At 42.9% G+C, this 11,332-nt stretch carries 14 protein-coding genes; 7 read left to right on the top strand and 7 right to left on the bottom strand.

Annotated elements, in window-relative coordinates:
- Positions 1-108: 108 nt before the first annotated feature.
- The 5 genes from LPH68_RS24140 to LPH68_RS24120 all read right to left on the bottom strand — a co-directional run bounded on the left by LPH68_RS24140 (position 109) and on the right by LPH68_RS24120 (position 2,939).
- A complete protein-coding gene (locus LPH68_RS24140) occupies positions 109-690 on the bottom strand; it encodes a Maf-like protein (RefSeq protein WP_151923497.1) in 582 nt (193 codons plus the stop codon).
- Positions 691-760: 70 nt separating this feature from the next.
- Positions 761-1,282, bottom strand: coding sequence for an HAD family hydrolase (locus LPH68_RS24135; protein WP_008026011.1), 522 nt, complete (start codon positions 1,280-1,282; stop codon positions 761-763).
- Positions 1,263-2,057 (bottom strand): Rossmann-like and DUF2520 domain-containing protein, encoded by a 795-nt coding sequence (locus tag LPH68_RS24130; RefSeq protein WP_151923496.1) that lies wholly within the window; start codon positions 2,055-2,057, stop codon positions 1,263-1,265. The genes LPH68_RS24135 and LPH68_RS24130 overlap by 20 nt, the downstream gene beginning before the upstream one ends.
- 7 nt (positions 2,058-2,064) lie before the next feature.
- The gene (locus LPH68_RS24125; protein WP_004314220.1) at positions 2,065-2,400 is read right to left on the bottom strand and encodes a hypothetical protein; all 336 of its coding nucleotides are present in this window, start codon (positions 2,398-2,400) and stop codon (positions 2,065-2,067) included.
- 2 nt (positions 2,401-2,402) lie between these two features.
- Complete coding sequence (locus LPH68_RS24120) at positions 2,403-2,939, bottom strand: nitroreductase family protein (RefSeq protein WP_008771322.1); 537 nt, start codon at positions 2,937-2,939, stop codon at positions 2,403-2,405.
- Between the two features lie 180 nt (positions 2,940-3,119).
- Between LPH68_RS24120 and LPH68_RS24115 the strand changes: the two genes are divergently transcribed.
- Positions 3,120-3,344, top strand: a complete 225-nt coding sequence (locus tag LPH68_RS24115) for a hypothetical protein (protein WP_008771321.1) — start codon at positions 3,120-3,122, stop codon at positions 3,342-3,344.
- 88 nt (positions 3,345-3,432) lie between these two features.
- Here the strand turns inward: LPH68_RS24115 and LPH68_RS24110 are convergent, their stop codons facing one another.
- A complete protein-coding gene (locus LPH68_RS24110; RefSeq protein WP_004300877.1) occupies positions 3,433-3,975 on the bottom strand; it encodes a carbonic anhydrase in 543 nt (180 codons plus the stop codon).
- Between the two features lie 150 nt (positions 3,976-4,125).
- On the opposite strand from LPH68_RS24110, the gene LPH68_RS24105 reads away from it, so the two are divergent.
- The 6 genes from LPH68_RS24105 (at position 4,126) to LPH68_RS24080 (ending at position 9,856) form a co-directional block, all read left to right on the top strand.
- On the top strand, positions 4,126-5,124 hold the full coding sequence (locus tag LPH68_RS24105) for a GNAT family N-acetyltransferase (RefSeq protein ID WP_117611225.1): 999 nt from the start codon (positions 4,126-4,128) through the stop codon (positions 5,122-5,124).
- A gap of 175 nt (positions 5,125-5,299) precedes the next feature.
- The gene (mce, locus tag LPH68_RS24100) at positions 5,300-5,704 is read left to right on the top strand and encodes a methylmalonyl-CoA epimerase (protein ID WP_002561104.1); all 405 of its coding nucleotides are present in this window, start codon (positions 5,300-5,302) and stop codon (positions 5,702-5,704) included.
- Positions 5,705-5,732: 28 nt separating this feature from the next.
- Positions 5,733-7,286 carry an acyl-CoA carboxylase subunit beta gene (locus tag LPH68_RS24095; RefSeq protein ID WP_004300890.1) on the top strand — a complete coding sequence of 518 codons (1,554 nt, stop codon included), beginning with the start codon at positions 5,733-5,735 and terminating at the stop codon, positions 7,284-7,286.
- Positions 7,287-7,317: 31 nt separating this feature from the next.
- Positions 7,318-8,238, top strand: a complete 921-nt coding sequence (locus LPH68_RS24090) for an OadG family transporter subunit (RefSeq protein ID WP_004314216.1) — start codon at positions 7,318-7,320, stop codon at positions 8,236-8,238.
- A gap of 24 nt (positions 8,239-8,262) precedes the next feature.
- Positions 8,263-8,694 carry a biotin/lipoyl-containing protein gene (locus LPH68_RS24085; RefSeq protein ID WP_004300895.1) on the top strand — a complete coding sequence of 144 codons (432 nt, stop codon included), beginning with the start codon at positions 8,263-8,265 and terminating at the stop codon, positions 8,692-8,694.
- A 1-nt stretch (position 8,695) separates the two neighbouring features.
- The gene (locus LPH68_RS24080; RefSeq protein WP_117611226.1) at positions 8,696-9,856 is read left to right on the top strand and encodes a sodium ion-translocating decarboxylase subunit beta; all 1,161 of its coding nucleotides are present in this window, start codon (positions 8,696-8,698) and stop codon (positions 9,854-9,856) included.
- A gap of 184 nt (positions 9,857-10,040) precedes the next feature.
- Here the strand turns inward: LPH68_RS24080 and LPH68_RS24075 are convergent, their stop codons facing one another.
- Positions 10,041-11,045 carry a class II fructose-bisphosphate aldolase gene (locus tag LPH68_RS24075; RefSeq protein ID WP_087317769.1) on the bottom strand — a complete coding sequence of 335 codons (1,005 nt, stop codon included), beginning with the start codon at positions 11,043-11,045 and terminating at the stop codon, positions 10,041-10,043.
- Positions 11,046-11,332: the final 287 nt, after the last annotated feature.

Genomic DNA, 11,332 nt, shown 5'->3' with positions numbered 1-11,332 from the left:
CAAGAGAAAAGCTCACGTAAAGCAAAGCTTTTCTCTTGATTTTTTAGAAAGAGGAACATTTACTGAATATCCCTAAGTAGAAATATTCAGATAGATTCAGGATCCTTACTATAACTTTTTCAACTCTCCATACAACTTCTGTATGGGAAGTCCCATAATATTATAGAAGCTACCTGAAATTGATTTCACACCGATATACCCGATCCATTCCTGGACACCATAGGCTCCTGCCTTATCCATCGGCTGATAGAGGTCGACATAATACTGGATTTCATCTTCTGACAAGACATCAAACAATACTTCGGAAGAAGCGGTAAAGCTTTTTTGCCATTCGGTAGTAGTCAAGCAAACACCTGTGAAAACTTGATGAGACTTTCCCGAAAGAGCACGAAGCATTTCAATGGCTCCTTCCCTACCTTCCGGTTTTCCAAGTACTTTTCCATCCATCCAGACAATGGTATCTGCTGTAATCAATAATTCTCCCGGCTGCATCATGGTACGGTAGGCATCTGCTTTTTCACGAGCAATATATTCGGGTATTTCAGCACCAACCAATGTATCTGGATATGACTCGTCTACATCCGGCAATGTTCTGACTACATAGTCCACTCCCAAGCCTGACATCAATTCTTTCCGACGGGGAGAATTGGAGGCTAGTATAATCTGATATTTCTTTAAATTATCAAGCATGATTCGATTTATGATTTATAATTTATGGTTTATGGTTGAAAATACTTTTTATTGATGTCACCAGTTGATTTCACCAGCCGAAAGCATCTTCTGCCATCCACAGACCATGAGCTTTCAGTACTTGCTCCACTACATCACGTCCGCAGCCACGTCCGCCGTCTGCATAAGAGATATACTTTGCTACGGATTTCACTTCCGGCACGGCATCTTTCGGACAACATGGAAGTCCACATTCACGCATCACTTCAATATCCGGAACATCATCGCCCATATAGAGAATTTCATCATCGGTCAGTCCGTATTTATCACGAAAATCACGATAGTCGTGTATCTTGACGGCGGATCCCATATACAGATCCTTCACGCCCAGTCCTTCAAAACGGATACGCACTGCTTCTGTACGGCCACCGGTGATGATGGCTATGTGAAGTCCTTTTTTCACAGCCAACTGGATAGCGTACCCATCTTTGATATTCACAGTACGCATCGGCTCTCCGGAAGGATGCAAAGGTACGGTTGTCGAACTCAATACTCCGTCTACATCAAAAGCTAAAGCCTTGATACGGGATAAATCATAGTTGATGGTGCTCATGGATACTTTTGCTCATTAGTTTATATATTTCCTGCAATGCCGGAGAATCTACCAACATGGCAAGATGATTGTTCATCACATTCTCATCGTAACGAACAGCGGGTCCGGTCTGTGCATCACGTGGTGCCAGCTCGTGTACTTTACGTGCCGTTTCGTCTATCAGCGGAAGCATGACATCGAAAGGCAAGTTGTATTTTTCAAGCAAGTCAGCAGCTAATGCATACATGTGATTTGTGAAGTTGCAGATAAAAACAGCAGCCAAATGAAGGCTTTTACGCTGCTCGGAAGAAGCTTCGTAAACTTTCTCCGAAAGAGTGGCGGCAACAGCTTTCAAGAACTCTACATCTTCCGGTCGTTTCGCTTCAACAAAGAAAGGCACTTCCTGAAAATTGACTTCACGTTGTTTGCTGAATGTCTGCATCGGATAAAATACTCCATACCGTTCTGCATACCCTTCCCAAATACTCATCGGGATACTTCCCGCGGTATGCACCAACAAAGAATTCTGTTTTCCTTCTGTTATCTGCGGCAACAAATCTACTAAAGCGGCATCCTTCAAAGATACGATATACAATTTAGCATCTTTGGAGATTTCCTGTAAATCTGTTGTATATTCAGCTTCAACTTTCTCGGCTAAAGTACGAGCAGATTCCATGGTCCGGCTATATACCTGCACAATACGGAAGCCTTTATGATAGAGAGCCTTCGCCAGATTAGTAGCCAGGTTACCTGCGCCAATAAACACAATCGGTGTATCTTCTATACTTCTCTTCATTATTTCCTTACCGTTTTGCAAACCAGAATAAAATGATGCCGACAATGAGCAAAGTCAATGGCAGCAGATACCCGGATAACGAACCCAGCAATGATATTACCAGACTGATATTCATCACCAGCCAAAGACCAAGTAACACAAAACCAATTGATTTATCGCGTTTGAAAATAAGAAAACAGATCGAAGCATACAATAACATATTGTCTTTATTCATCACCCAAGGTAGTCCAATAGTAGAGAAATGAATCAGTTTATCAATCAGATAAAGTGCTCCGATAACGATAAAGGTAACAGCAGTAGCCAAATAAGTATCTTTGCTGTTACTCGCTTTAGCAGCTCCCATATTTATTTTCCTCCGAATTTATTTATGTGAATTTTCTCCCATTGAAGATGTTCTTCGTTGAAAGGTTTACGTTCCATCCCTTTATGTCCGATAGCAATAACGGAAAGAATTTGAAGTTGCAGAGGAATGCCCAGGATTCCATGAACAAATTCATCGGAAGGCATTCCGGTAGCAGTGAAACGTTCGCGGACCTGCACCCAGCAGCTTCCCAAGCCGAGATCTTCGGCCTGCAACTGTATCATGATAGAAGCAATAGAAGCATCTTCAATCCAAACATCACTGGCCAACGGATCGGCCATTACCACAATTGCCAAAGCAGCGTCGGCAATGAATGAAGAAGCCTGTTCCTTACAATGAGACAATTCTTTCAATACCTCTTTATCATCAATCACTACAAACTGCCAACTATTACTACGTTTGGAAGAAGGAGACATCAAAGCTGCTTTCATCAACGTAACTACCTGATCTTGTGTCAACTCTTCATCGGTGAACTTCCGCATACTACGACGGTTCTTTATTAATTCACTGAAATTTTCCATATTATTTTCCGGTTTCATTTGATTAATGTATGCAAAGATAATGCAAACCGAGCGTAATAGGAAATAAAAGTATCTTTTTCATTTCTATTGTCAGAAGGGAATCTATGACATGAAAAGAGTGCCAAATACTCCACTAAATGAAGAATATATTGTATCTTTGCACAGATAAATAATTTCATTATGAAAAAGCGAATTACACAAGACGATTACATTAAAGCGAATCGTAAAGCTAGCCGTGAGGCAGAAATTGAGATGTACGGGCACCCTATTTGTCACAAACGAGTGCACCAGTCAAAGAAAGTATATAACCGCAGAAAGATAAAGGCAGCCGATAAAAAGCTGCCTTATTTTTTTGCCTTCAAAATAGCGTCACTATCCTCCAGACATAGCGACACTATACAATAGGAATAGCGTCACTATCATGATAGGATAGCGTCACTATATTTAGGGGATTAAAAAAGAAGTTTATCTATTTACCTATCTATCTAATAATCTATACAATCCGAGTTAATTCCCCGGTTGTAGAATCAATAATAAACCCGTAGACTGTCACATCTGAAGGGATCAAAGGATGACGCACGATAAAATCTACTGTTCCTCTCACCGACTTTTCTGTATCTTCGAAACCATCCAGCCACGAATGAAAGTCAACTCCGCAGAAACGCATCATGTCAATGTAATCCGGATTGATCCCGCGTGCTTTCATTTTTTCGAGCATTACTTCACTGTGCATGTGGCAAGCTCCACAGTCAGAATGAGCAATCACCATTATTTCCTCTACCCCCAACTCAAAAATAGCAACGAGCAAACTACGTATCACGCTACCGAAAGGATGGGAAATAACGCCACCTGCATTTTTTATCATTTTTACATCGCCATTCTTAATTCCTAATGCGGCTGGAAGCAAAGCAGTCAGTCGGGTGTCCATACAGGAAAGAATAGCTATTTTCTTATCGGGATATTTATTAGTAATATACGATTCGTATCCCTTGTTCTCAACAAATTGCTTGTTGTAAGCTAAAATTTCTTCTAACATAGTTCCGCTTTTTAAAAGTTCTGTTCGATTACGCAAAGATAGAAAAAATATATAAAGGTGCATTTTTTACAACTATATATATCAAGCAACTCCAACAAATTCTCCGTTTTGTTGTTGAATAAAGAATAAAAAGTGTAAATTTGTACCTAGATGCCACTTAAACTAACCACATATTATCATGGGAAGGACATTCCTGAATTACCAGGAAAAAACGCCTTCCATTCCAAAGAGTTATTTCAGATTTATGAAGCGACTCCGGGCTATACTCCTTTATTAATAGTGGCAACAGAAGACGGCAGACCTATGGCACGCCTGCTTGCCGCCATCCGCAAAGCGAAAAAGTGGCTTCCCTCCTCTTTAGTGAAACATTGCGTAGTATATAGCGAAGGTGAATTTCTGGATGAGTCGCTTTCGACCAACAAAGAAAAGGCAGAAGAAGTCTTTGGCGATATGCTCGAACATCTCACACAAGAAGCATCGCGTAGCTGTGTCCTGATCGAATTCCGGAACCTCAATAATTCGATGTTCGGTTACCGGGTTTTCCGTGCCAATGATTATTTCCCTGTCAACTGGCTGCGGGTACGCAATTCGCTGCACAGTATGAAAAAGACGGAAGACCGGTTCAGCCCGTCACGCATCCGTCAGATAAAAAAAGGACTCAAGAATGGAGCCAAAGTAGAGGAGGCACATACCGTGGAAGAAATACACGATTTCTCACGGATGCTGCACAAGGTTTATTCCTCCCGCATACGCAGATATTTCCCTGCCAACGACTTTTTCCGTCACATGAACGATATGCTAATCAAAGGACAACAGGCAAAAATATTCGTAGTAAAATACAAAGAGAAAATCATTGGCGGTTCCGTCTGTATCTACTCGGGAGATGACGCCTACCTTTGGTTCTCCGGAGGAATGAGAAAGACATACGCACTTCAGTATCCGGGAGTGCTGGCCGTTTGGAAGGCATTGGAAGACGCCCGCCAACGGGGATTCCGCCACATGGAATTTATGGATGTAGGACTTCCGTTCCGCAAACACGGTTATCGTGATTTCGTTCTCCGATTCGGAGGAAAGCAGAGCAGTACCCGCCGCTGGTTCCGTGTCAATTGGAATTGGCTGAACAAACTCTTAGTCAAATTTTATATCTAAATGTAATCTCAAGATTGCAAAACGACTCTTCATGCTCCTTCCCTACCATTTTTTCTGTTTAATAATCCAATAATTAAATGCAGAAATATTTCTTTATTAGGTAAGAAATGCCTTTCTTTGTGCTGTTTTATGCCATATAAGCACATGATTAAAACCAAATAAAAAAAGTATAGTTATGAAGATTTCACACATTGAACATCTGGGCATTGCTGTAAAAAGCATCGAAGAAGCCCTTCCTTACTACGAAAATGTATTAGGTCTGAAGTGTTACAACATTGAAACAGTGGAAGATCAGAAAGTAAGAACTGCTTTTTTAAAAGTAGGCGAAACCAAAATTGAACTGTTGGAGCCGACTTGCCCGGAGAGTACTATTGCCAAATTCATTGAAAACAAAGGTGCAGGTGTTCATCACGTTGCCTTTGCTGTAGAAGATGGCGTAGCCAATGCTTTGGCAGAAGCAGAAAGCAAAGAAATCCGCCTTATCGACAAAGCTCCCCGCAAAGGTGCCGAAGGTTTGAATATTGCTTTCCTTCACCCGAAATCAACTTTGGGCGTGTTGACAGAACTCTGCGAACATTAATCATAAACTCTAAAACCAACAAGAACTCATGAGTAATCAACTTGAAAAAATTAAAGAGCTTATTGAACGCCGTGCCGTAGCACGTATCGGAGGCGGCGAAAAAGCAATTGCGAAGCAACATGAAAAAGGGAAATACACAGCACGCGAGCGTTTGGCTATGCTGCTTGACGAGGGTAGCTTCGAAGAAATGGACATGTTCGTTGAGCACAGATGCACGAACTTCGGAATGGAGAAAAAACATTATCCGGGAGACGGTGTAGTAACCGGCTGCGGTACAATCGAAGGACGTCTGGTATATGTGTTCGCACAGGACTTCACTGTTTCTGCCGGTTCACTGTCAGAAACGATGTCATTGAAGATTTGTAAAATTATGGATCAGGCCATGAAGATGGGTGCTCCTTGTATCGGTATCAACGACTCGGGTGGTGCACGTATCCAGGAAGGTATCAACGCTTTGGCAGGTTATGCAGAAATCTTCCAACGCAACATCCTTGCTTCAGGTGTTATTCCGCAGATTTCCGGTATCTTCGGTCCTTGTGCCGGTGGTGCTGTTTATTCTCCGGCTCTGACCGACTTCACACTGATGATGGAAGGCACTTCTTATATGTTCCTCACCGGACCGAAAGTGGTGAAGACCGTTACAGGTGAAGACGTTAGCCAGGAAAACCTCGGTGGCGCAAGCGTTCACTCCACTAAATCGGGTGTGACTCATTTCACCGCCCAAACAGAAGAAGAAGGTTTCGAACTGATTCGCAAACTGTTGAGCTATATTCCTCAAAACAACCTTGAAGAAGCTCCTTATGTAGATTGCACAGACCCAATCGACCGTCTGGAAGATTCTTTGAACGATATTATCCCCGACAGCCCTACTAAACCGTATGACATGTACGAAGTGATCGGCGCTATTGTGGACAACGGTGAATTCCTTGAAATCCAGAAAGATTATGCAAAGAATATCATCATCGGTTTCGCCCGCTTCAACGGACAATCGGTAGGTATCGTTGCTAATCAGCCTAAGTATCTGGCTGGTGTGCTCGACAGCAACGCATCTCGTAAGGGTGCACGTTTTGTTCGTTTCTGCGATGCATTCAATATTCCTATCGTATCGTTGGTAGACGTACCGGGATTCCTTCCGGGAACAGGTCAGGAATACAATGGCGTTATCCTTCATGGTGCTAAACTGTTGTATGCTTACGGTGAAGCTACTGTGCCTAAGGTTACTATCACATTGCGTAAATCTTACGGTGGTTCTCACATCGTAATGAGCTGTAAGCAACTTCGCGGTGACATGAACTACGCATGGCCTACTGCCGAAATCGCAGTAATGGGTGGAGCAGGAGCAGTAGAAGTATTGTACGCACGCGAAGCCAAAGATCAGGAAAATCCCGCTCAATTCCTTGCTGAAAAAGAAGCAGAATACACGAAACTGTTCGCCAATCCTTACAATGCAGCTAAATATGGCTACATCGACGATGTGATTGAACCGCGCAACACACGTTTCCGTGTTATCCGAGCTTTGCAGCAGTTGCAGACCAAGAAATTGAGTAATCCGGCTAAGAAGCATGGTAATATTCCGTTGTAATCCTACTTTTCACATTAAAACAAGAACGATTATGAACAAAACCAAAATCGGAATATTCCTTTCTTTGCTGTTGCTGATTGGTTTGACTTCTTGTGGAGAGCAAAAGTCGAACAATAAGCTGGTGCTAAACGAAATCCTGATAGACAATCAGAGTAATTTTCAGGACGATTACGGATTGCACAGCGCATGGATTGAAATATTCAATAAATCATTCGGTAGCGCCGACCTGGCAGCTTGCTTGCTGAAAGTAAGTAGCCAACCGGGCGATACAGTTACTTATTTTATCCCGAAAGGTGATATACTTACTTTAGTGAAACCACGCCAACATGCACTATTCTGGGCAGATGGCGAACCTAACCGTGGTACTTTCCATACCAGCTTCAAGCTGAATCCGGAAACAGCTAATTGGGTTGGTCTGTTCGACTCCGGCAAAAAGTTGCTCGACCAGATTGTAGTGCCCGCAGGCGCGCTCGGTCCCAACCAATCATACGCTCGTGTAAGCGACGGGGCAGCTGAATGGGAAGTAAAAAGTGGAAGCGGTGACAAATACGTGACTCCGAGCACCAACAACAAGACTCTTGACAGCAATTCCAAGATGGAAAAGTTTGAAGAACACGATGCTGATGGCGTTGGAATGTCCATTTCTGCCATGAGCGTAGTATTCTGCGGATTGATTCTTCTCTTTATTGCTTTTAAGATTGTAGGAAAAGTAGCTGTTAATTTGAGCAAGCGTAACGCTATGAAATCTAAAGGCATTGACAAGCATGAAGCTAAGGAACTGTCACAGGCTCCGGGCGAAGTATACGCTGCTATTTCTATGGCATTACACGAAATGCAGGATGAGGTGCACGACGTAGAAGAAACGGTGCTGACCATCACCCGCGTAAAACGCAGCTACTCACCATGGAGTTCGAAGATTTACACTTTGCGTGAAACTCCTCCCAGAAAGTAAGTCACCTTTTAAAAAGTAAAAACGATGAAAGAATATAAATATAAAATCAACGGTAACTCATATAAAGTAACCATCGGAGATATTGAAGACAACATCGCTCATGTAGAAGTGAACGGTACACACTATAAAGTAGAAATGGAGAAACAGCCGAAGCCTGTTGCGAAACCCGTGACAGTACGCCCGATGCCTAATGCTCCTGCTGCTCCTACTCAAGTAGTGAAACCGACCGCTCCATCTACCGGAAAATCAGGAGTAAAATCTCCGCTGCCGGGTGTGATCCTCGACATCAAAGTGAATGTAGGCGATACTGTAAAGAAAGGACAGACCATTATCATATTGGAAGCCATGAAGATGGAAAACAATATCAATGCGGATAAGGACGGTAAGATTACTGCCATCAACGTCAACAAGGGAGACTCTGTTCTTGAAGGTAATGACCTCGTAATTATTGAATAATATGGGAGACTTTATAAACTTTTTAGGAAATAACCTGGCCGACTTCTGGACATACACAGGCTTTGCCAATGCTACGGTAGGGCATGTAGTCATGATTCTCGTTGGCTTGGTATTCATCTATTTGGCAATAGCCAAAGAGTTCGAACCGATGCTGCTGATTCCTATCGGTTTCGGTATGTTGATCGGTAATATACCTTTTAATATGGATGCCGGGCTGAAAGTCGGTATTTATGAAGAAGGTTCTGTATTGAATATATTGTATCAGGGAGTGACCTCCGGCTGGTATCCGCCACTCATCTTTTTGGGTATCGGTGCCATGACGGACTTCTCGGCACTTATCTCTAATCCAAAATTGATGCTAATTGGTGCAGCTGCACAGTTCGGTATCTTCGGTGCATATATGATCGCGTTAGAAATGGGCTTTGATCCGATGCAAGCCGGTGCTATCGGTATCATTGGTGGAGCAGACGGCCCGACGGCCATCTTCCTTTCTTCCAAGCTAGCACCTAACCTGATGGGAGCCATTGCGGTGTCCGCCTACTCCTATATGGCGTTAGTTCCGGTGATACAGCCGCCTATCATGCGTCTGCTCACCACCAAGAACGAACGTGTCATCCGCATGAAACCGCCACGTGCCGTTTCTCACACGGAGAAGGTGATTTTCCCGATCATCGGTTTGTTGCTGACTTGTTTCCTGGTTCCTTCCGGTCTGCCTTTGCTGGGTATGCTGTTCTTCGGTAACCTGTTGAAAGAAAGTGGTGTAACCCGCCGTTTGGCTAATACAGCCAGTGGTCCGTTGATTGATACAATCACTATCCTGTTGGGTCTGACAGTAGGTGCTTCTACACAAGCATCCGAATTCCTGACGCTCGACTCTATCAAGATCTTTGCCCTCGGTGCATTGTCATTTGTTATTGCAACGGCATCCGGTGTCATCTTCGTTAAGATCTTCAATATCTTCCTGAAGAAAGGTAATAAGATCAATCCGTTGATCGGTAATGCAGGTGTTTCTGCTGTTCCCGACTCTGCACGTATCTCACAAGTGATTGGTTTGGAATATGATTCGACCAACTATTTGCTGATGCACGCTATGGGTCCGAACGTTGCCGGAGTGATCGGTTCAGCTGTTGCTGCCGGTATTCTGCTTGGATTCTTGATGTAAGAAACATTATATAATAGATAAGAACACCCGTGTTACATTCAGTTGTGACACGGGTGTTCTTTATTACAGCCATAGTGTTATCTTCTCTCCGTTCTGAAACGATTAAACGTCATAAAAAAGGCTGCTACCAGTGTTCAAACCGGAGCAGCCTCTTTCTTTTATTTATGGAATAATCCGGAGATTATTACTGTGCCAATTTGTTGTCAGAACCGAGCACGTTGATGATTTTGTGCTTGTACAGTTTTTCCATGTTGTCACGAGCCGGACCAAGATACTTACGTGGGTCGAATTCAGCCGGTTTTTCAGCGAATACCTTACGTACAGCAGCAGTCATAGCCAGACGAGAGTCAGAGTCGATGTTGATTTTGCAAACAGCAGACTTAGCAGCTTTACGCAATTCTTCTTCCGGAATGCCGATAGCAGCTTTCAGTGCACCACCATATTTGTTGATAGTTTCCACTTCTTCTTCCGGAACTGAAGATGATCCGTGAAGAACGATAGGGAATCCCGGAAGTTTTTCCATTACAGCGTCCAATACTTCGAAAGCCAATGGAGGAGGAACCATACGGCCAGTCTTCGGGTCGATGTGGCATTGTTCCGGAGTAAACTTGTAAGCACCGTGAGAAGTACCGATTGAGATAGCCAAAGAGTCGCAACCAGTGCGAGTAGCGAAGTCGATTACTTCTTCAGGGTCAGTATATGTGTGGTGGTCAGCAGAAACTTCATCTTCTACACCAGCCAATACGCCAAGTTCACCTTCTACAGTTACGTCGAACTGGTGAGCGTATTCAACAACTTTCTTAGTCAATGCTACGTTTTCTTCGTAAGGAAGGTGAGAACCATCGATCATTACTGAAGAGAAACCTGAATCGATACAAGATTTGCAAGTTTCGAATGTATCTCCGTGGTCAAGGTGAAGAACGATTTCCGGATGTGCGCAGCCTAATTCTTTAGCATATTCTACAGCACCCTGTGCCATGTAACGCAACAAAGTAGCGTTAGCATACTGACGAGCACCTTTAGAAACCTGAAGAATCACAGGAGATTTAGTTTCAACAGCAGCCTTGATGATAGCCTGCATTTGTTCCATATTGTTGAAGTTGAATGCTGGGATAGCATATCCACCTTTGATAGCCTTAGCAAACATTTCTCTTGTGTTTACCAATCCTAAATCTTTGTAATTTACCATTTTGTTTAAAGTTTATTGTTAGTGAATAAAAATTCTACGCAAAAGTAAGCATTATCCATCGAATAACGAACATCGGAAAGAAAAATATAGTAGAAAAAGGTTTAAATCAGACTGCAAAATTTAGCAGGAATACGAGTGTGACATTAGATTGTAATGTCCACCTTGCAAACTTTGGGATTTATGATTTCTGAATTCTGATTGATGCCTTCGGATTTATATCTCCTTATTTATACCTTATTTATACCCTGTCTCTTATACACATCTCCGAGCCCACGAGACCATGGCTA

It is taken from the genome of Bacteroides sp. 1_1_30 (assembly GCF_020982715.1).
GTDB classification, from domain to species: Bacteria; Bacteroidota; Bacteroidia; order Bacteroidales; family Bacteroidaceae; genus Bacteroides; species Bacteroides xylanisolvens.
This window is presented reverse-complemented; position numbering and strand designations above follow the sequence as displayed.